This is a genomic window from Schumannella sp. 10F1B-5-1 (genome assembly GCF_006517535.1).
Lineage (GTDB): Bacteria > Actinomycetota > Actinomycetes > Actinomycetales > Microbacteriaceae > Schumannella.
The window spans coordinates 85,276-106,674 of sequence record NZ_VHQH01000039.1 but is presented as its reverse complement, the minus strand read 5'-3'; the positions used below and the strand labels follow the sequence as shown (position 1 = coordinate 106,674).

Here is a 21,399-nt window from a genome sequence, read left to right as displayed (position 1 = left end):
GGGCGGGGCTGGCGGTCGTGCCGTCTACCACTGGTAGCTCCTGTCGTAGGTGGTCTGTCCGTTGGCCGTGATCCGGATCGTGAGCGGCGGCCAGATGCCGACGAGCCCGCCGAGGTCCGTCACCGTGCAGCTTCCGGGCGCGCCCTGGTTGCCGGTGTCGATCCACGTGGCGCCGCGATCGCAGCTCACTTCGACCTTGCCGTAATCGGGGCCCGCGGTCGTGGAGGTCCAGGACCATGTCGCGGTCGAGGGGTCGTCGGCCGAGACGGCGTGGGTGAGCCCGCCGACCTGCGCGCTCACCGGCACGCCGACCGCGAAGGTGTCCGACCAGGTGGAACCGCAGAGGTATCCGTCGGATCCGCCCGTCGCCAGCTCGGGGTAGTACTTGCAGGCGATGGCCTGCACGCCGATGCTGCGGCCGTAGTGCGAGCCGTTGCCGGTCGTGATGATCGCCGACGACGAGCCGGGGACCACGGCGCCCGACGTCGAGGCGTCGACGCCGTCGCCGATCACCCGGTACTTCACCGCATCCCAGTCGCCGTCGGCGCTGATCGAGTCGATCCGCCAGTTCCAGGTTCCGTCGCCATCGGGCGAGCCCGGGCTCGGCGCCGACGAGAGGATGCGGGTCACGCGGCCAGGCGCCTCGCGCGGCACGAAGCTCACCGCGGCGGAGGACGTGCATCCCTGCCCGTTGTCGGCGAACACCACGAGCGAGTAGCTCTGGTTGACGGCGAGCCCCGAGAATGTGGCACTCGTCGCCGTCGATGGCAGCGACTGCACGTTCGGTCCGGTGGGCGGCGTGATGACCGGCGCGGCGTCGTCCGACGTGCTGACAGCGCACTCGGGAGCGGTGCCCGTGTAGGCGACGGCGTAGTACTTGCCGATGTCCCGGCCGTTCGACGAGAACACGCCCGACCAGCCGAGGGTCGCCTGCGTGGTGCCCTGCCCGGATGCGGTCGGCGACACCGTCGCGATCGGCGCGCCGGCGGGGATCCCGCTGCCGGAGGCCTCATTCCACTGCGCGAGGGAGTTCGGTGCGCCGTTACGGGCGCTGACCGTGTAACCGGTCGCGCTGCCGTTGACGATCGAGGCGCCGGTGATCGACGTGGAGTACACGGTGCCCGGGGCGTCGCTCGCGCTCACCGACACGGTGCGCGAGATGCCGCCCACGGTCACCAGGTAGTACGTGATCGGGCTCGCGGCGGCCGCGTCGACCGGCTTGGCCCAGCTGACCCGCAGCCCGGTGTTCAGCGGACGCGAGCTGAGTCCGGTCGGCGGCGGCGGGATGATGTCCGACCAGATCGTGCCCGGCAGCGTCGCGGCATCCGAACGTCCGATGGCGTTGATCGCGACGACCGAGATCGACACCGCGTTGCTGGGCCCGTTGCCGTCGGTCGCGATGCGGCAGGTGGCCGATCCGGTGCACCGCGTCGTCGTCGCGCCGCCCCCGCCCGACGCACGTGTCGCGGTCACCTCGTAGGAGGTGATGGGCGAGTTGTTGGCGACACCCGGCGAGAACGCGACCCGGAGCGTGCGGTCGCCGAATTCGGTCACCCGCACGTTCGTGACCGGGTCGGGGCGGTCCTGCACCGAGATGCGCACCCCGCCCCAGACGTAGCGGTCGAGGTCGCGCGTCGCGTCGGCGACCTGGTACTGGAGGTTCGTGTCACCGGGCGCGGCGGTGGCCGAGACCTGCACGGTGAGCTGGGAGTTGTCGGCGCTCGGCGTCACCTTGACGCCATCCGGCAGCGACGCCCCGTCGATGCCGAGCACCTGGACGACGCGGAGCGGGCTGCCCGGGAACGGGTTGTTCGGGGCGTCGTTCGCGAGCACATCGACCGTCGTGGTCTGTCCGCGCTGCGCGATCGCGGCGTCGGCGACCGGTTTGGCGAGCGGCCGGGTCGAGGCGACGACCTTGAGCTGGATGCGGCCGGCGGTTCCGGTGTTGTCGCGATCCCGGACCCCGAGGGTGAGGGACGTCGATGTCCCCTTCGCGGCGCTCGCGTCAGCGGTCAGCACGAGCCGCTGCCCGTTGATCTGCACCCGGAACCCGGTCGGGTCGGCTCCGACCTTCGCGTAGGCGAGCTCGTCGACGTCCTTGGCATAGGGGTAGTTGGTGAGCCGCACGAGGTCGAGCTCGCGCTGCTGGCCGGGCTCGAACTCGAGCGAGGCGCCGGTGAACACGGGCGGCTGGTTCTGCCGCGGGTCGACCTGGATCGGCAGGGTCAGCACGGCGCTGCGGGTCTTCGGGTCGGACGGGTCGCCGTCGGAGACCTCGAACGAGATCGATGCGGGACCGAAATACTGGTCGGCGGAGGTGTACTGCAGCGTGTCGTCGTCGACGACGAGCGTGTCGCCGTTGGCGTGCGTGGCGCGCACGGTGCTGGTGTCGGTCAGCCGCACCCGCGATCCGCCGAGCGCGACGACGTAGTCGTTGAGATCGATGCGCACCGTCGACTCGCTCTTGACCGTGATCTTCGAGGCCTTCGTGTTGAGCTGCGGCAGCGCGTCGTCGTAGCCCGGCACGCGCAGGAACGCGTAGGCGCGCACGCTCGGGTCCTTCGGGTGCGTGACGACGAAGGGGATGACCCGGCTCGTGTCGCCGACCTCCACGCGGATCCGCTTGTCGGCGAGCACCCGGGCGCCGTCGTCGTAGCCGGGCAGCAGCGCGACGCCGAGCGTCGACACGGCGCCGTCGGCGAAGAAGACGTTGTCGAGCACGGGCACGCTGATGCTCCGCTTGCCGAGCACATCGGTGACGGTCAGCACGGTGTCCTCGGCGACGGGACGGGACAGGGGCGCGTCGGCGGCCACCGTGACGGTGACGAAGTTCGAGGCGATGCCGCCGGTCTCGTTGGCGATGCTGTAGACGAGGCCGTAGCTGCCCTCGTCCTTCGGCACCGCGATCTGCACGTAGCGCTCGTCGACGACCTTCGCCGTCACCGTCGCGTCGTTCGGCTTGACCGCGGTGACGTGCAGCTGGGCGCCGTCGGGGTCGGAGTCGTTGTCGAGCACGGGCACCGTGACCGTCGTGCCGGGGCGGGCGATCACGGCATCCGCGACCGCGATGGGGTTGCGGCCGGCTTCGACCCGGGCGGCGATGCCCACCCGCACGGTTCCGGTGGCGCGAGCTCCGAGACCGTCCATGACCGTGTAGGTGAAGGTGTCGGTTCCGGTGGAGTAGGCGCCGGCCTGGTAGACGATGCCGGTGGCCGTCGTCGAGGTGACCGATCCCTTCTCCGGGTTCGTCGCGAGCCCGAGCAGCTGCACCTCGTCGCCGTCGGGGTCGATCCCGCTGAGCGGGATGCGGATGTCGACCGTCTCCCCGGCGATCACGCGGGCGGTGACGACCTGCGGCACGGGCGCGTTGTTGGTCGCGGCGTCGCGTTCGCGCACCGAGATCTTGACCGTGGCCTGCGCCGTCTGCCCGAGCGAGCTGATCTGGTACACGGCGGTGAAGGTGCCGGCCTGGCTGGGCGCGAGGAAGCGCAGCCGGTCGCCCGAGACGAAGAGCAGACCGGAGCCGCTCGGCACGTCCTGCGGCAGCACCGGGTCGAGCGTGATGTCCTCACCGTCGGGCTGCTCGTCGTTGTCGAGCACCGGGATGTCGATCACATCGCCCACGCGCACCGTCACGGAGTCGTCGCGCGCGATGGGCGGCTGCACGACGCTCGGGAACGGGATCTCGATCACGGTGATCGTGCCGTCCGACTCCGAGAGGCCGTTCGTGATGCGGTAGCCGAACGTCACGGCGCCCTCGAGCGGCGCCGTCAGGGTGACCTGCACGGCGCGCTGCTCGAGCACCTCGGCCTGCATGCTGCCCGCCGGCACCCCGCTGAGGGCGGTGACGAGCAGCACGCCCCCGGCGGGATCCTTGTCGCTGCCGGCGACGTCGATCGTCTGACTCGCGAGCGGATGCACGAACATCGTCTTGGGGATCGTGATCGGCTTGGCGTTCGCGTCGGGCGGCTGCAGCACCTCGATGCGCACCTGGCCGGTCACGGTCTGGGTGCCGTCGGTCACGACGTACTCGAGGTTGTGGGTGCGCACCTGGTCGCTGACGAAGGTGAAGGTGCCGGCGTCGAAGCTGGGCACCACGGTCGCGCCCGACTTCGCCGGCACGGCGTTGAGACGCACGACCGCGTTACCGCCGCGCACGTGCTCGAGCGGCGCCACGGTCACGGTCTGGCCGGCGTAGGCGATCACGGCGAAGGGATCGGCGATGATCGGCACCTGGCCGGCCGCGCGCACGGTGACGGCCAGCGATCCGGTGCCGTCGGCCATCCCGTCGGAGACGACCAGGGTGACCGACTTGAGGTCGCCGCCCTCGCCCGCGTCGGAGTAGAGCACCGCGCCGTCCGGCTTCGAGGTGACGTGGTCGGGCGGCGCGACCGAGGCGGTGCGCACGAACATGGCGTCGCCGTCGGGGTCGATCCAGTCGCCGAGCACCTGGGCCGTGACCTCGCCGCCGGCGCGCACGGTGGTCTTCGAGGCGCGCACCTGCTGCGGCGGCGAGTTCTCGCCGGGCTCGCGCACGGTGACGCGCACGGTCGCCGAGGCGGAGCCGCCGCGGCCGTCGGTGATCGTGTAGGCGAACGAGACGACTCCGGATGCGCCGGCCGGCAGCGTGAGCAGCAGCTGCTGGTTGCGGTTGATCAGATCGACGCGGCCGACGGCCTCGGGCAGCGTGTCGGCGCTCTGGATGACGAGCACGTCGCCGTTGGGGTCGTAGTCGTTGAGCAGCACCGGCAGCACGGTCGCCCGGCCCGGCCGCGCACCGAGGTCGTCGTCGACCGCGACGGGCGGCTCCTGCTTGTCGGCGACCTCGGGCGGCGTGTCCTCATCGTCGTCGACGACCTGGCGGTCGTCGTCCTTCTGCAGCAGCGCGGTCCAGTTGTCGATCAGCTCGCCGTCGTGCTGCACGGCCCAGCTGCCTCCGCTGCGCGTGTCGTTGAGCACGAGGCGCTTGCCACTGCGCACGAAGTCGAGCTGCGCGGCTCCGTCGAGCGACTCCAGCTCGAGCGTGCGACGAGCGGATCCGTCGCACTGCCGCCAGGCCCCGACGCCGGTCCAGGCGGCGTAGCGGCAGGTGCCCACGACGGCCGGAGCGGCCGGCGTGCCGCCGCCGTCGGCCAGCCGCTGCACCCGGCCGTCGCCGAAGGGCACCCTGACGAGGCCGCGTCGACCGGCGACGAGCACCGCGTCGCCGGACTCGCTCGGCAGCTGCACGACCGCGTCGCCGTCGGCGCCCAGCAGACCACGCAGCGAGACCACGCCGCGATCCTGCAGGGCGATGCGGCCGTCGTCGGCGTCGACGACGGCCCAGCGGCCGGCGACCGCCGAGATGCTGTAGCTGTCGTCGTCGCGCGGCAGATCGACGGTCCAGCGCTGATCGGACTTCTGCGCGCCGGCCGCCGCGTCGACGCGGTAGACCTCGCCGGTCTCCGGGCCGTAGGCCCAGAGGATGCCGTCGGCGTCGACGGTCGCGACGGCCTGACGGCCGAAGTTCAGCTCGGCTTCGCTCGAGGGATCGAAGCCCTGCAGATCGGTGAGCGGGACGATCCAGACCTCTCCCGTGCCGCGCGCGAGGATCACGACGTTGTCCCCGGCCAGCCAGGCCTCCGGCTGCTCCGGCGGCAGCGCCACGGTCTCGCCCAGCTCGCCCGTGGCGGGGTCGAGCGTGTCGAGGGAGGCATTGCTGCGGTCGACCACGAGCACGGTGTCGTCGGACTGCAGCAGCTCGACGTCGGTGCCGGTCGTGCGCACCACCGTGTCGAGCTCGCGCACCTGCGTGTTGGCGCGGCCGACGGCCTGCTCGGCGTCGTTGACGACCCAGACCGCACCGGGATCGAGGTCGAGCTTCTGCGCCGTGTACCCGGTGGAGAGGATCGCGCCGGCGGCGACCACGGCCGTGATCAGGGCGCCGCTCACGGCCGTCGCGACCGCTCCCTTGCGGGCGGCGAGCCAGCGGCGGATCATCGCCGCCTCATCCCGCCACGACGTCGACGCACTTCGGCGAGCTGGCCTCGCCGGTGCGCCCGTCGCGGTTGACGGTGACGGTGATGCAGACGGTCGAGCCGGCGGCCGCATCCACCTGGAAGGTCGCGGCCTGCTGGATGCTCGGGGTGTCGTCGTCGACCTGCACGACGTAGCGGTCGCCCGCGCGCAGCCCCGGGTCGTCCCAGCTGAATCGCACGGTGCCGCTGGTCTGCCGATCGCGGATGTCCGCCACGCGCGGGATGGACTGCGCGTCCTGGGCCGTGACGACGAGCACGCCCGTGACGATGCCGATCACGGCGACGAGCGCGACGATCGTGCCGATGAGCCAGCCGGTCGGCCCGCGGCGCCTGCTCAGCCCGCCGGATCGCCCGGACGACGGCACCGGGGCGCCCAAGTCGCGGGGCAGGGTGCCGACCGCGGCGTAGTCCTCGCCGGCCGCCGCGCGTCGACGACGGCGGCGCGCCGGCTCGGCCGCGCCCGGCGCCGCCCGCACGCGCGTGCGCTCGCCCAGGTCGCCGGCGCTCGCGAGCGCCCAGTCGTCCATCGCCAGCTCGATCGGCGTCTGCGCGATGCCGAGCTCCGACTCGATGAGCTGCAGCTCGCGCACGACCTCGATCACGCTGCCGGGGCGCTGCTCGGCACGGCGCGACATCGCCCGACGCAGCGCCTGCTCGAGGCTCGCCGGCACGTCCGGACGTCCGATCGGCTGCGGTCGACCGCGGTTGATGCGGCCCATGAGGTCGGCCGAGCTGTTCGACTCCCCCGGGATCTCGAAGGGCGAACGCCCGGCGAGCAGCGAGTAGACGGTCGCCGCGAACGCCCAGACCTCCGAGGCGACCGTGCCGGTCGTCTCGTCGAGCAGCACCTCGGGGGCCGACCACGGGATCGACAGGCCGATCGACTCCTCGGCGATCTCGGCGCTCAGCGTCGACGCGATGCCGAAGTCGCTCAGCACGGGGTGGCCGTAGGCGGTCACGAGGATGTTCGACGGCTTGATGTCGCGGTGCAGCACGCCCGCGCGGTGCGCCGTCTCGATCGCGCTGCCGATCGCGACCGCGACGCGCAGCACCTCGGGCACCGGGATGCGCTCGCGACGGTAGCGCTCGCTGAGGATCGCCGAGCAGAGCTCCATGACCAGGAAGGGGCGTCCGTCGGCGGAGACGCCCGCCGAGTGGACGGTCAGGACCGAGGGATGGGCGCTCACCTGGCCCATCAGGTTCGCCTCGGCCTGGAACATCTGCCGCACGTTCTCGTTGACGACCTCGTTGAGCAGCACCTTCACCGCGACCTGGCGTCGCGGCATGTTCTGCTCATAGAGGAAGACGTCGGCGAAGCCTCCCGAACCGAGGATGTGCACGAAGGAGAACCCCGGCAGCACAGGGGGCTGAGACGGCAGACGGCGCGCCAATGTCGTCCCCCTCTCCTCGGAACTCCCCCGATTGTAGGCAGGCGCATCGCCCGATCCCGGCAGCCACCCCCGAACGGGGGGAGCCCGCGCGGCAGCCCGGATCGGGGGCCTGCGGGGCGTCTCGCGCCGCCGCGAAGAGCTCAGCGCACGTCGACGACGAGCACGGTCACGTTGTCGCGTCCGCCCGAGGCGAGGGCCGCATCCACGAGCGCGTCGGCGGTGACGAGCGGGTCGAGGCCCGCGCTCAGGTGCAGTCGGATGTGCGCGTCCTCGACCTCGCGGGTGAGCCCGTCGGAGCAGATCAGCAGCCGCATCCCGGGCCGCAGCGGGATGCGCGTGAAGTCGGGCTCCGGATGCTCGGAGAACCCCAGGGCGCGGGTGATCACGTTGCTCTCGGGGTGGTACTCGGCCTCGGCCTCGCTGATCGCGCCGGCGTCGACGAGCTCCTGGACGACCGAGTGGTCGACCGTCACCCGGGTCAGCTCGTTGCCGGCGAAGCGGTAGGTGCGGCTGTCGCCGAGATTGAAGACGAGCAGCTCGGCGCCGCCGTCCTCGGCGTCGGCGAGCACGACGCCGGTCACGGTCGTGCCGGCGCCGGCCGGCACCCCGGCCGCGACCCGCGCGATGTCGTCGACGGCGCGCTCGAGGTGGGTCAGGATCTCCTGCTCGGTGCCCATCGCGCCGCGCTCGTGCTCGTCGAGGCGCACGACCGCCGCCTTGGATGCCAGGTCGCCGGCCGAGTGACCGCCCATGCCGTCGGCCACCGCGAAGAGCGGCGGGCGCACGACGGCGCTGTCCTCGTTGTTGGCACGACGGCGGCCGACGTCGCTCGCGACGCCCCAGCCGAGGCGCACGGGGTCGGCCCCGGCGACCTCGATCTCGATCTCGCCCGTGTACTCGCCCAGAACCGTCATCGCGTTCCCGCTCCCCCGTCGCCGCCGGACCCGGTCGCACCCGCGACCCCCGGCGGCAGCACCTCGACGGCCACGCCGTCACCCAGCTCGATCACCGTACCCGCTGCCACCACGGCGGACTCGCCCGGCGCCAGCATCCGCGCCGGGCCTCCGGGCGTCACGACCCGGGTTCCGTTCGTCGAGCGGAGGTCGCGCACCACGACCGCGTGGCCGACCTCGGTCAGCTCCACATGGGTCGAGCTGATCTCCCCGGTCAGCGACGCGACCACGACCAGCTGCGCCGGCAGCCCGGCCGGGATGCGCGGCGCCCGCGGTGCGCGGCCGACCAGCACCGGCGCACCGAGCGACAGCGGTGCAGCGCCGCCGACGCGCACGCGGTGCGTGAGGTGGGCCGGTGCGACCGGCGGCCGCGCCGGCGGCGCCCGGCGCGGCGTGGGCTCGCGGAGCAGGCGGTGCTGCGTCGTGGCTCCCAGCCGCAGCGTCTCCTCGAGGTCGTCGACCGCGGCGGGCGGCCCGGCGAGCGGCACGGCGGCCCGCGGCCGCGTGTCGTCGTCGTCGAGCTGCATCACCCCATCATCCGCCATCGTCGCGGCGACCGGACGGGCCGACGCCGCGCATCCCATCGCCGAGAGCGCGCGGTCGAGCACCAGCCCACCGGGCGACACTTCGGATTCCGCGGTGAGGAGCGTCCGGTCCTGCGGATCCGCTTGTGAGCCACCGGCCCCACTGCCACAATCGGGACATGGCCTCACGAACGCGCCCTCTCGTGCTCGACGACGTGTCGAAGGCGATCATCGAGCAGCTGCAGTCCGACGGACGCCGCTCCTACTCCGAGATCGGCAAAGCCGTCGGCCTCAGCGAGGCGGCGGTGCGCCAGCGGGTGCAGAAGCTCACCGACGCCGGCGTCATGCAGGTCGTCGCCGTGACCGACCCGATGCAGCTCGGCTTCTACCGCCAGGCGATGATCGGCGTGCGGGTCTCGGGCGACACCACCGCGGTCGCCGAGGCCATCGGCGCCATCGAGGCGGTCGACTACGTCGTGCTCACCGCGGGCAGCTTCGACATCCTCGCCGAGGTCGTCTGCGAGAACGACGACGACCTGATCGACCTGCTCAACAAGCGCATCCGCGGCATCGACGGGGTGCTCTCGACCGAGACCTTCGTCTATCTGCGACTCCACAAGCAGTTCTACAACTGGGGAACACGGTGATACCGATGACCGACACCACGACGACGCTGAACGAGGCCGAGCTTCAGCAGAAGGCCAAGGACCACCTCTGGATGCACTTCGCACGCCAGTCGACGATGGAGAACGGCGTCCCCATCATCGTCAAGGGCGAGGGCCACCACGTCTGGGACTCGAAGGGCAAGAAGTACTTCGACGGGCTCTCGGGTCTGTTCGTGGTCGCGGCCGGCCACGGCCGCCGCCGCCTCGCCGAGGTCGCGGCCAAGCAGGCCGAAGAGCTCGCGTTCTTCCCGATCTGGAGCTACGCGCATCCCGCCGCCATCGAGCTCGCCGACCGTCTGGCCGACTACGCCCCCGGCGACCTGAACCGCGTGTTCTTCTCGACGGGCGGCGGCGAGGCCGTCGAGACGGCCTTCAAGCTGGCCAAGTACTACTGGAAGCTGCAGGGCAAGCCCACCAAGCACAAGGTCATCTCGCGCTCGGTCGCCTACCACGGCACCCCGCAGGGCGCGCTGGCGATCACCGGCATCCCGGCCATGAAGGCCATGTTCGAGCCGCTGACGCCCGGTGGCTTCCGCGTGCCGAACACGAACGCCTACCGCGCCGAGGAGATGGGCTTCGTGGGCGACGCGCAGGGCGCCGACGCCGAGGCCTTCGGGCTCTGGGCCGCGAACCGCATCGAGGAGATGATCCAGTTCGAGGGGCCCGACACGGTCGCGGCCGTCTTCCTCGAGCCGGTGCAGAACTCGGGCGGATGCTTCCCGCCGCCGCCGAGCTACTTCCGTCGCGTGCGCGAGATCTGCGACCAGTACGACGTGCTGCTCGTCTCGGACGAGGTCATCTGCGCCTTCGGGCGCATCGGCCACATGTTCGCCGCCGATGCCTACGGCTTCGTGCCCGACATGATCACCTGCGCCAAGGCGATGACCTCGGGCTACTCGCCGATCGGCGCGACCATCGTCAGCGACCGCATCTACGAGCCCTTCCGCACGGGCACCACGAGCTTCTACCACGGCTACACCTTCGGCGGGCATCCCGTCTCGGCGGCCGTCGCGCTGGAGAACCTCGACATCTTCGAGGAGGAGAAGCTCAACGAGAACGTGCGCGAGAACTCGCCGCTGTTCCGCGCGGCGCTCGAGCGGCTGACCGACCTGCCCATCGTCGGCGACGTGCGCGGCGACGGCTACTTCTTCGGCATCGAGCTGGTGAAGGACAAGGCGACCAAGACGACCTTCGACGACGACGAGTCGGAGCGCCTGCTGCGCGGCTTCCTGTCGAAGGCGCTCTACGACGCCGGCCTCTACTGCCGCGCCGACGACCGCGGCGACCCCGTCATCCAGCTCGCGCCGCCGCTGACGATCGGGCCGAAGGAGTTCGATGAGATCGAGAGCATCCTGCGCGGCGTGCTGACGGAGGCCTGGACCCGCCTCTGATCGGCGGTCGCTGAGCTCTGCGTGACGGCCCGGGATGCGCATCCCGGGCCGTCATTTCACGTTCGGCGAGATTTTCGGCGATTCGGGGAATGGATTCAGGATCGATGCGATTGCATGGATTCATGACCACTCAGACCCATCCCTCCTTCGCCACCGGCACCTGGAAGCTCGACCCGACGCACTCGACGATCGACTTCAGCGTGCGCCACCTCGCGATCAGCAAGGTGCGCGGCTCCTTCGAGACCTTCGACGTGACCGTCGTCGCCGGCGAGACCCCCGCCGACCTGTCGATCGAGGCCTCGATCGACGTCGCGAGCGTCAACACCAATCAGGCCCAGCGCGACGAGCACCTGCGCACGAGCGACTTCTTCCTCGTCGAGGAGCACCCCACCGCGACCTTCCGCTCGACCTCGGTCGAACTCGACGGCGACGACTTCACCGCTCAGGGCGACCTGACCCTCCGCGGCGTCACCAAGCCGGTCACCCTGAAGGGCGAGCTCGGCGGCGTCGTCGTCGACGGCTACGGCCAGACCAAGGCGGGCTTCGAGGCCAAGACCGTGATCAACCGCACCGACTTCGGCGTCAACTGGAACGCGGCCCTCGAGGCCGGCGGTCTCACGCTCGGCGACGACGTCACGCTGAGCTTCGAAATCCAGCTGGTGCTGCAGAAGTAAATCCAGCTGGTGCTGCAGAAGTAACGACCTCCGCTTCGCCTGAGAGGCCGGGGCCCGCACGTGCGGACCCCGGCCTCTCTTCGTACGCTCGAGGCATGAGCTCCAGCGCCGCCGCTCCCCTTCCGTCCGCCTCTCGCGACGGCACTCCCCCGCTCGCGGCTGCGGGCGTGCTCGTCGTGTTCCTGGCGATCTCGTTCGCCGTGGCGGCAGTGGGCTCGCTCGCGACGCTCGAGAACGTGCAGGGCTGGTACGCCGACGCCGACAAGGCCTTCTGGAATCCGCCGAACGCGGTCTTCGGTCCGGTCTGGACCGTGCTCTACACGCTCATGTCGGTCTGCGCCTGGCTCGTCTGGCTGCGGCGCGGCGCCGTCGGCAGCGGCGAGCGGCGGGATGCGCGACGCGCGCTCGGCGCCTACGTCGTGCAGCTCGTGCTCAACGCGGTCTGGACCCCGGTCTTCTTCGGGCTCTACCCGCTCGCCGGACCGGCGGCGCTGTGGATCGGTCTCGCGATCATCGTCGCGCTCGACGCGGCCGTGCTCGTCACGATGCTGCGGTTCTGGCGGGTGCGGCGCCTCGCGGCCGTGCTGCTCATCCCGTACTGGGCGTGGGTGCTCTACGCCACCACGCTCAACGCGGCGCTGGCGGTGCTGAACCGCTCTCAGTGATCGTCACGGAATCCAGGCCGACGATCGATGTCTCCAGATAGCGCACTTCCGCCCCGGGCGATCTGAACCGGACCAGCGATGACGTCGCCTTCACTACGGCGTCACCCAGCGAGTTCCGGGACAGGCCCACCACTACCACCCGCGCGCCGGATCCCGGCTGACGCGCATCGCGATAGGATCGACGGCGGCCCAGAGGAGAGGACCGATCCAAGGATGGCTCAGACGCCGAGCAGCGGCCTCGTCCGTATCGTGATCTCCCACCCAGCGTTGCGCTACCTCCTGGTCGGCGGTTTCTGCTTCCTGGTCGATTTCGCGTTGCTTGCGCTCTTGAAGGCCGTGCTCGGGTGGCCGGTGTGGATCGCCACTGGTGTCGCTTTCCTGGTGTCGTTCGTCGTGACCTACACCCTGCAGCGGCTGGTCGCCTTCTCGGCCGACACGCCCCATGGTCGCGCCCTCGTGCGGTACGCGATCCTCGTCGCAATCAACACCGTCGCGTCGAGTCTCATCGTCGCGGGACTCGATACCCTGCTCGACTCAGCGGGCTTCACGCAGGGTTGGGCCATCGGCAAGATCGTCGCGACCGCGATCACCACCGTCTGGAACTACTTCGCATATCGCTACTGGGTGTTCAGATCGCCCACGAAAGGACAGAGCTGATGTACAAGGGAGCCGTGATCGCGGCAGTGGTGCCGGCGTATAAGGAAGAATCGATGATCGCCACCGTAATCACGACGATGCCCGACTACGTCGACCACATCGTGGTCGTCGACGACTGCAGCCCGGATGACACCAGCGGGGTGGTTCGTTCAACGGTCGATCCTCGCGTCGAGCTCATCCGGCACGAGATCAATCAGGGTGTCGGCGGGGCGATCATCACGGGGCATCGCCGGGCGATCGAGCTCGGTGCCGATGTGAACGTGATCATGGCCGGGGACGCCCAGATGGACCCCCAGCATCTCCCCGCTCTGCTTGACGAAGTCACGGACCGAGGATTCGGATTCGCGAAGGGAAACCGTTTCTTCTCTCCTGAATCGGTGAGCGGCATGCCTCCGTATCGCGTGTTCGGGAATTTCGTTCTGTCGTTCATGACGAAACTCGCCTCCGGCTACTGGCATCTCTTCGATCCGCAGAACGGATACACCGCCGTTCGCACCGAAGTGCTGGAGCGTGTTCCTCTCGATCGCGTCGCGAAGCGCTACAGCTTCGAGAACGACCTCCTCATCCATCTCAACATTCTTCAGGTTCCCGCGGTTGACGTGGCGATCCCTGCCGTCTACGGTGACGAGGTCTCGAGCATTCGCCTGAGCCGCGTGATCCCGGAGCTCATGACCCTCCTCACCTCCGGATTCTGGCGCAGGATCTGGTATCGCTACGTCCTCTGGTCGTTCTCGCCGATCGCACTGCTGCTGTTCCTGGGGATCCTGCTCGTGGTCTTCGGCCTCGCGGTCGCGATCTGGGTCTGCTTCCAGATCGCTGGCTCGGTGGTCGCGACCGCCGCCACCGTCATGCTCGCCGCTCTGCCACTGATGCTCGGAACTCAGATGCTGATCAGCGCCCTGCAACTCGACATCCAGGCAAGTCCATCGCACCCGACTCTGAATCCGTTCGCCGTGCCTCGAGGCGCCGAAGACTGACGACGAGCCCCGCAGACGAACCGCGAAAGGGGGCAGGATCACTCCTGCCCCCTTGTCAGCTCTCCGGTGCGGATCGGCAGCTCGCGCCCTACCGGACGGGGTCGTCCGTCCTGATTCAGCGCAACGGCGTGAGTCCGCTCCATCCCTGCCCGATGACGCGCGGAGCCTTCCACGCCGAGCCACTCAGCTTCGGATACAGGATCAAGCGCCCATCGGCTCCCCATGCGAGGACGTCGGCATGACCGTCGCCATCGATGTCACCAGCGCCGAAGACCGCTGAGAAACTCCCCCAACCCGCACCGATCGTCGACCGCGGCTTCCATCCGCCCCTCCCGTCTCCCGGATAGAGGAGCAGCTGTCCTCGCGCGTCGATCACCGCCACGTCGACAGCGCCGTCTCCGTCGAGGTCGCCCGCGGTGAAGGTCCCCCGAGCGTAGGCACCCCATCCCGCGCCGATCTCACGAGCAGCACGCCACCCGCCGGCACCATCACCAGAGTAGAGCAGCATCCGGCCGAGCGAGTCGATAGCCAGAACGTCCGCCTTCCCATCACCGTCGAAGTCGCCCGGCGATCCGACCCAGGCGAAGCCCGACCATCCGGATCCGATGGCCGCACGAGAACCGCTGAGCCGGCCATCCACGGTCGGCAGATACCACATGATCCCCGCGGCGTCGATGCCGATGATCCCCCGCTCGCCCTTGCCACGCAGATCGCCGACACCGAAGAGCTGTCGATAGTCACCCGTGTTGCGCACTAGGACCGATGACCCCTTCCAGCCGCCCGCGCCGTCCCCGCGATACATCACGAGATCACCCGAGAGGTTCCTGGCGGCTACATCCACGGCGCCGTCTCCATCGAAGTCGCCAGATCCCGAGCGGACAGCATCCACACGCCCGGGAGTCCCTGCCCGAGGCTGCGTGTCAGCCGACGGCAGGATCGCATTCATGACGTTCCACCCCGTGCCGACTCGCGTCGGAGCGGAGACGCCGCCTTTGCCGTCACCCGGGTACATCCACAGCGATCCCGCGCCGTCGCGTGCGAGCACGTCAGCGCGACCATCGCCGTTGAAGTCGGTCGTGACCGTGAAGGATGTCACCCCCGTGAATCCAGCGCTCAGCGTCGCCGCCGGCGCCCACCCGGAGTCGGTTCGCGTGAACCGCTGCAGCGAGTCTCCGACGACGACCAGCACGTCGCGAGAGCCCGGCGCGCTGAAGTCCGTCGCGACCTGGAAGGTCCGGATGCTCCCCCATCCCGCACCGATCACGGTCCGCGGAAGCCACCCTCCGCCGCCATTTCCGGGATAGAGATAGAGATAGCCGTCGGCACCACGAGCGAGCAGGTCCGGGCGTCCGTCACGATCGAAGTCCACTCCGCCGGCCAGATCGACGAACGGATTCCATCCCGTGCCGACCAGGGCCCGCCCCGACCAACCGCCCTTGCCATCTCGCAGGTAGAGGTAGAGTGCCCCGGAACTGTCGCGGGCGAACATCTCCTGACGACCGTTCCCGTTGAAATCGCCCGCGGCGGTGAGGGCGGTCATGCCGCCCCAGCCTCGACCGACGAGGGCACGCGCCCCCCAGCCGCCTTTGCGATCCTGCGGGTAGATGTAGAGGTCCCCGTTGACGTCGCGAGCGGTCAGATACAGCCCGGGCTCCCCCACGGTCGCATCACTCACAAGTGCGGGTGGGGCGCCGGTGGTGGATCCGAACCACGAGTTGTAGTAAACCCAGAAGTTGCGGTTGCCATACGACGCGCAGCCATCGCCGAGACCGTAGAGGTTCGACAGTGCAGAGTCGTTGGGCTGGTAGGGCGTGTAGTTGTAGAGGGCCGCGGTGGCATAGTTGAGGATGTTGATCGTCGGCGCCGCGCACTTGCTGGAGTTCGGGCTGTAGCCGATCGAATGCCACCCCGGCTGCATGCCGAACTGATCGGTCTTGTACGTGCTGAGCTGGAGCGCGCCCTTATAGATCTGATTCGCCAGCCCGAGCGCGTACGGCGCGCACGGCGCGGTATCCGGGCAGGCCATGCCCATGGCCCGGTCGAGCGCGCTTTGCGAGGGCGCCTTGTTGGTGACGAGACCCTGCTCCTTCTGCAGGGTGACGAGGATGACTTTCGCGCTGATGGAGCAGGCGCGCTGAACTCGGAAGATCAGCTCGGCGACGCTCATCCGGCCACCCACCAGCGCACCACAGCGGATCTGACCGGTCGCACGCGACGTCACCACCGGCTGGCTCGTCACATCCACCGGCACCACGTTCAGGCAGCCCGACGTGCGACAGGAACCGATCTTGCCATCCAGGAAGTTCTGGATCTCCTGGGTCGTCATGGCCGACGAGTCATAGAACAGATCGTCGGTGATGATCATTCCGGCCGAGAACTCGGAGCCCGTGAGTGCATCCGCGCGCTCAGCCGGCGCCACCGACACGACGAGACCGGCGCCGACCAGCGCCGCGACCACGACGGCGGCGATCATCTTGATGAACCTGATCATGGCGAATCCCCCGTCGCTCAGACACTTGAAAATATTCGCAGCCGCGAGGTCGCGCAAGCCGCAACCACGCTTAATTGCAGGCTGTGATCCGATAGAGACGCGCGTCTCCGACCGAATCGGCCAACGTCACGACATCCGATCGTGAGAGATCATCGAGACCGGGATAGTCGTGCCGGTCTCCGTGGACCTCTTTCTTGCCGAAGTCGAGAACCCAACGGGTCTTCGTCCTGCTGAGAGCCCGACAGACCGATGGATCGGTATCCGCCTCGTCGAGGCGCAGGAGGATGGTCTCGTCATCTTTCGTCCACCCCCAGTAGATGTGCGGAATCAACGCTGACCGGCCGCCGATTGCGAACGAGAGAGCAGCACCAGTCCAGGGGCTCCCGACGATCACGTCACCCTTCGGCACCGTCTTGTCGAGCCGTTCGAGGAGCTCGCGCTCGTCGGACGAGACCAGCACCGACGCCGATGAGAGGCGATACGTGGATTGGGCCGACGCGGTTGCAACCTGAAGCGGCGGGGTGGCCTGACTCGCCACAACGAGGATCAGCAGTCCCGCGACCGGAATCAGCCGCCTGATCGAATGCGTCATCCGCACTCGGGTCGCGACCACGCCTACCAGCCACGACGCGCCCCATGCGGCGAGAGGCACCGCGACCAGTGGGAGAAGCGCCGCCAGACGCTGGTTGTCGCTGTACCAGGTGCCGGTGAGCCAGTAACGCAGGCTACCACGGGGCAGTGAGGCGCAGACTACCCAAAGTGTCACCATCACACCCCACGAGACCACCAGCCACCGGCCGCGCCGGAGGGCGAAGGCGGCCATGACGCCCAGCAGCATCGCGATCGTGACGGCGAACGGGACGGGCTTGCTCATCGCCGAGTTGGTCACACCCTCCCACAGTGCCTGCGGCACCGACATGATCGGACCCCAGAACGCCTGCTCGTACGTCGGTCGGGCCTTGATAAGCAGCACGGCGGCGCCCGCCAGCACACCTGCCCAGACGATGACGGTCGCGACGCGGCGGAACGAAGACACCCCGGATCGGCGCTGTGATCGGATGACTCGAGCGAACCACGTGAGCCCCGGCGCCGTCGACATAGCAATGAGCGCCATGACCGCGCTGGGGTGAGCAAGGGCGAGACCGGGGAGCGCAACCAGGAAGATCCACCAGGCGCTCGCCCGCTCGAGCGACTGGTCTCGACTCAACCCTGCCGCGCGAATCGCGAGAGCGAAGACCGCGGGCACGAGGGAAAGGGAGAGGGCGTTCGGGTAGAGCACGCCGAAGTCGAGGAGCGCCAGAGGGAACGCGGCGAGACCGGCAGACGCCACCGCCGCGAAGAGCACTCCCCAGACCGAGGAGGTCAGAGCGCGAACCAGCACCATGTTCGACAGGGGCCAGACGATCGCCGCTATCACCAACGCAACGGCATTCACCGCGGTCGGCACGTCAGACCCACTGAGCGAGGCGACCGTCGCCGTCAACGCATGCCATGCATCCGGGTAGAAGCCCGGGATGAGCTGCTGGAACGGGGACGCTATTCCGGTCTGCAGGATCCACTCGACGGCGTTCAGGTGGTACACGTTGTCGAAGGTCTGGGAGATGTTGTCAGGAGCGCCGAACGCGACGAGGAGCCGTCCGCCGATCAGGACCCCGGCGACGACAGCCCCGACGATGCCGGCGGTCAGAAGTCGGATCGACCTGGACGCGACTGCCGTCCGCGGCCAGCGCCGCTCCCACACTCGCCGACCGGTCCAGGTCACTGCGGCGATCACGATCGCCGCAAGCAGCGGATTCGCAGGCGTCCAGGGAAGCGGCACCAGCTGATCAGCGAGAGCGGCCAGAGTGATGGCACTCACGCTCAGGACGGGCGCGAGACCGAGAACGTGGACAGGGCGGATGCAGGCGGCGACACCGATCAGCGCTCCCGGAAGGAAGATCACCAGCAACGCCGCCAGCACGGGCGCCACGATCGTCATCCAGGAGTTCACAACTACATCTCTTTCATCTTACGAAGATGCTCCGAGGACGGAACACCTTACTTTTCCCGACTCAGCCGACCGCGGGACGAACCCAGGAGGACGACTCGGCCGCGCTCCACCAGGCATTCGCTTCAGCGAGTTCAGGAATTCCTTCGTAGGGATGGCCGCCGTGCAGCAGCGCGGTCTCGACGCGCTCGATCACGACCGGATCGATGCCGAGTCGCGCCAGCGCAAATCGATTCGCGGCGTGCAGCCGCGGCGGCGTGCCGAAGACTTTTGCGAACGGCGGGACGTCCCGACTCAGCGGCGTGCACATCCCGACCATCGCGCCGGGCCCGACCCTGCGTCGCTGGTGAACCGACGCATTCATACCGAGGTTCGCACCCGCGCCGATTTCGGCATGTCCGCCGATGCTGACTCCCGCGGAGACCGTCGCACCAGCTCCGATCACGACATCGTGAGCGACGTAGCACCGGCTGAGCAGCCAGGCGCCGGGCCCCACCGTCGTTGTGCGGTGGCTCCCCTGGGTGATCACGGCCCCCTCGCGGATCACCGCGCCGTCGCCGATCACGATCCCGGCGCCGCCGAGTTCGCCGTGCCATGCGGCAGTCTGCTCCAGACTGCTGATCTCGGGCGGACCGCCGATCAACGCGCCGGGTCCGATGAAGACGGAATCTCCGATCACGCAGGGTCCCATCACGACTGCTCCTGGGCCGATCCTGACGTCGCGCCCGAGTTCGACGCCGTCGCCGATCCATGCTGAAGAGCTGTGACGGTTCTGCACCCGCAGAGTCTACCCGGAGGCTCGCCGTGCTCACTGACCGACGAGACCGCGCGATATGCTCGAGGATTGAGGTCCCCCACAGAACTGAGGTAGTCGCCAGTGATCCCCATTTCCTCCGTCAAGCTCGGACCGGACGTCGAGAACAAGGTCCTCGAAGTGCTCCGGTCCGGGATGATCGCGCAGGGTCCACTTGTCGCCGAACTGGAGCACCGGTTCGCCCGTCTGCAGGGGGTTCGCCACGCCGTTGCCGTCAACAACGGCACCACGGCGTTGAGCGCGGCGATCGAGGCGCTGGAGGTCGGACCGGGCGACGAGGTGATCACGACGCCCTTCACCTTCATCGCCACGTTGAATGCGATTCTGGAGACGGGCGCCACCGTCCGATTCGCGGACATCCGAGCGGAGGACTTTGGCCTCGATGCCTCGTCCGTCGAGGCTCAGATCACCGACGCGACTCGGCTCCTGCTTCCGGTGCATCTCTACGGACAGTCCGTCGACATGACTCCACTCGTCGCCCTGGCCGAGAAGCATGACCTCAGGATCATCGAGGATTCGGCTCAAGCACACGGCGCTCGATACGAGGGCCGTGGTGTAGGGTCCTTCGGCGTCGGAACCTTCTCGTTCTACGGCACCAAGAACCTCACGACCGGTGAGGGCGGCATCATCACGACCGACGACGCCGATCTGGCGGACCGTCTGCGGATCCTGCGGAACCAGGGGATGCGCGCTCGCTATGAGTACGTGCTCGCCGGTCACAACTACCGCCTCACGGATCTTCAGGCGGCAGTGGTCCTGCCGCAGCTGGATACGTACGATGAGCTTGTCGCGACCCGCCGCGCCCACGCCGCACGCCTGACGTCCTCGCTCGAGGGGATCGAAGGACTGGAGTTGCCACGACAGCTCGAAGGTCGCGAGCACGTGTGGCACCAGTACACGGTTCTGCTGCCTGTCGGCGTCGATCGTGATCAGGTTGTCGCCGCTCTCGCCGAGCGCGGCGTCGGCAGCGGGATCTACTACCCGAAGCTCGTACACGACTACGACACGTACCGGTCTCGTGCCGACGTGATCCCGTCGAGTACTCCCGTCGCGGAGGACGTCGTGCGGCGCTGCCTGTCGCTCCCGGTGCACCAGCATCTGAGCGATGACGACGTCGACGCCGTCGCCAGGGCGATGCGGGAGGTGCTCGCCGCGTGAGCGCACCGCGTATCGCTCTCGTCGGCGCCGGCTCGATGGGCCGGAATCATGCTCGAGTGATCTCAGCCAACCCGGATTCGGACTTCTCCGTGATCGTCGACCCCTTCGAAGAGGTCGGCCGCGCTACGGCGGACCTCCACCAGACCAGCTGGGTGGCTGATCTCGACGGCATCGGCGATGTGGACGGCGTCGTGGTCGCCGCCTCGACGGAGTACCACTACGACATCGTCAAGGAGCTCATCGGCCGAGGCCTTCCCATTCTGGTCGAGAAGCCGGTCTGCCCGTCGCTGGAGCAGACGAAGGAGCTGATCGCTCTAGCCGAGAAGTCGTCGGTGCCGATCATGTGCGGCTTCTTGGAGCGCTACAACCCCGCGATCATCCAGGCACGGCGCATGATGGGCGAGCCTCTGTACATCCGAGCCGAACGCCACTCGCCGTACGTACCGCGGATCAAGACCGGCGTCGCCTGGGACCTGCTGGTTCACGACGTCGATCTGATTTCCCACATGTACGGCAGCGTGCCGCCGGCGAACGTGAACGTCGAGGTCGGCCAGTTCCACCCGTCGTCTCTGCCCGGCGCCGAGGATGTGATCGACGTCTCCCTCCGCTTCGGAAGGGGCGGTCTCGCATCAGCGTCCGCAAGCAGAATAGGGCAGCGGAAAGTACGCTCGATGGTCGTCCAGAGTCTCGACACGATGATCGAAGTCGACCTGCTCCGTCGTGGCGTCACCTTGTACCGTCACACGCACATCACGGATCCGGACGACGCGGGCGCTGGCTACCGTCAGTCGACGGAAATGGAAGTTCCCGAGATCAGCGGCGACGAGCCGCTCGCCGCACAGTTCAAGCGCTTCCTCGGATTGATCGATGGCACAGCGGATGTCGACGCGGAGCGCCTCGCGATCCTTCCCGCACACGAGATCGTCGAACGCGCGTTGGCGGTCAGCCGCGAAAGCGCCGCAGACGAGAGCGAGTCCGCCCCGAGCTGAACGCCGTACTCGATCCGATGGCCCCAGACCCCGTGTATCGTTTCGT

At 68.9% G+C, this 21,399-nt stretch carries 15 protein-coding genes; 8 read left to right on the top strand and 7 right to left on the bottom strand.

Going from position 1 to position 21,399, the window contains the following annotated elements; genetic code table 11:
- Window positions 1-24 precede the first annotated feature (24 nt).
- The 4 genes from FJ658_RS11240 to FJ658_RS11225 form a co-directional block, all read right to left on the bottom strand.
- A complete protein-coding gene (locus FJ658_RS11240; protein WP_141145480.1) occupies window positions 25-5,979 on the bottom strand; it encodes an Ig-like domain-containing protein in 5,955 nt (1,984 codons plus the stop codon).
- A gap of 7 nt (window positions 5,980-5,986) precedes the next feature.
- Window positions 5,987-7,378, bottom strand: a complete 1,392-nt coding sequence (locus tag FJ658_RS11235) for a serine/threonine-protein kinase (protein WP_255447687.1) — start codon at window positions 7,376-7,378, stop codon at window positions 5,987-5,989.
- A gap of 170 nt (window positions 7,379-7,548) precedes the next feature.
- Window positions 7,549-8,322, bottom strand: coding sequence for a PP2C family serine/threonine-protein phosphatase (locus FJ658_RS11230; RefSeq protein ID WP_141145478.1), 774 nt, complete (start codon window positions 8,320-8,322; stop codon window positions 7,549-7,551).
- Window positions 8,319-8,888, bottom strand: a complete 570-nt coding sequence (locus tag FJ658_RS11225) for an FHA domain-containing protein (protein ID WP_181408430.1) — start codon at window positions 8,886-8,888, stop codon at window positions 8,319-8,321. Before FJ658_RS11225 ends, FJ658_RS11230 begins: the two co-directional genes overlap by 4 nt.
- Before the next feature lie 176 nt (window positions 8,889-9,064).
- Here FJ658_RS11225 and FJ658_RS11220 point away from each other — a divergent pair, with 176 nt between their 5' ends.
- From FJ658_RS11220 to FJ658_RS11195, 6 genes are all read left to right on the top strand, one after another.
- Window positions 9,065-9,532 (top strand): Lrp/AsnC family transcriptional regulator, encoded by a 468-nt coding sequence (locus tag FJ658_RS11220; protein WP_141145476.1) that lies wholly within the window; start codon window positions 9,065-9,067, stop codon window positions 9,530-9,532.
- A gap of 5 nt (window positions 9,533-9,537) precedes the next feature.
- On the top strand, window positions 9,538-10,941 hold the full coding sequence (locus tag FJ658_RS11215; protein WP_141145475.1) for an aspartate aminotransferase family protein: 1,404 nt from the start codon (window positions 9,538-9,540) through the stop codon (window positions 10,939-10,941).
- 122 nt (window positions 10,942-11,063) lie between these two features.
- Window positions 11,064-11,615, top strand: a complete 552-nt coding sequence (locus FJ658_RS11210) for a YceI family protein (protein WP_141145474.1) — start codon at window positions 11,064-11,066, stop codon at window positions 11,613-11,615.
- 95 nt (window positions 11,616-11,710) lie between these two features.
- Complete coding sequence (locus FJ658_RS11205; RefSeq protein WP_141145473.1) at window positions 11,711-12,280, top strand: TspO/MBR family protein; 570 nt, start codon at window positions 11,711-11,713, stop codon at window positions 12,278-12,280.
- 213 nt (window positions 12,281-12,493) lie between these two features.
- Window positions 12,494-12,937 carry a GtrA family protein gene (locus FJ658_RS11200; RefSeq protein ID WP_181408429.1) on the top strand — a complete coding sequence of 148 codons (444 nt, stop codon included), beginning with the start codon at window positions 12,494-12,496 and terminating at the stop codon, window positions 12,935-12,937.
- Window positions 12,937-13,914: a glycosyltransferase family 2 protein gene (locus FJ658_RS11195; RefSeq protein ID WP_141145471.1), complete on the top strand. Its 978-nt coding sequence runs from the start codon at window positions 12,937-12,939 to the stop codon at window positions 13,912-13,914. Before FJ658_RS11200 ends, FJ658_RS11195 begins: the two co-directional genes overlap by 1 nt.
- A 115-nt stretch (window positions 13,915-14,029) precedes the next feature.
- On the opposite strand, the gene FJ658_RS11190 is transcribed toward FJ658_RS11195, so the two are convergent.
- The 3 genes from FJ658_RS11190 to FJ658_RS11180 all read right to left on the bottom strand — a co-directional run bounded on the left by FJ658_RS11190 (window position 14,030) and on the right by FJ658_RS11180 (window position 19,170).
- Window positions 14,030-16,405: an FG-GAP-like repeat-containing protein gene (locus FJ658_RS11190; protein ID WP_141145470.1), complete on the bottom strand. Its 2,376-nt coding sequence runs from the start codon at window positions 16,403-16,405 to the stop codon at window positions 14,030-14,032.
- A 70-nt stretch (window positions 16,406-16,475) separates the two neighbouring features.
- Window positions 16,476-18,383: a DUF6541 family protein gene (locus FJ658_RS11185; RefSeq protein WP_141145469.1), complete on the bottom strand. Its 1,908-nt coding sequence runs from the start codon at window positions 18,381-18,383 to the stop codon at window positions 16,476-16,478.
- Between the two features lie 73 nt (window positions 18,384-18,456).
- Window positions 18,457-19,170 (bottom strand): acyl-ACP--UDP-N- acetylglucosamine O-acyltransferase, encoded by a 714-nt coding sequence (locus tag FJ658_RS11180; protein WP_255447686.1) that lies wholly within the window; start codon window positions 19,168-19,170, stop codon window positions 18,457-18,459.
- Window positions 19,171-19,269: 99 nt separating this feature from the next.
- Here FJ658_RS11180 and FJ658_RS11175 point away from each other — a divergent pair, with 99 nt between their 5' ends.
- Both FJ658_RS11175 and FJ658_RS11170 read left to right on the top strand, forming a co-directional pair.
- The gene (locus tag FJ658_RS11175; protein WP_141145468.1) at window positions 19,270-20,364 is read left to right on the top strand and encodes a DegT/DnrJ/EryC1/StrS aminotransferase family protein; all 1,095 of its coding nucleotides are present in this window, start codon (window positions 19,270-19,272) and stop codon (window positions 20,362-20,364) included.
- Window positions 20,361-21,353, top strand: a complete 993-nt coding sequence (locus tag FJ658_RS11170; RefSeq protein WP_141145467.1) for a Gfo/Idh/MocA family protein — start codon at window positions 20,361-20,363, stop codon at window positions 21,351-21,353. Before FJ658_RS11175 ends, FJ658_RS11170 begins: the two co-directional genes overlap by 4 nt.
- The last annotated feature ends 46 nt before the right edge of the window (window positions 21,354-21,399 follow it).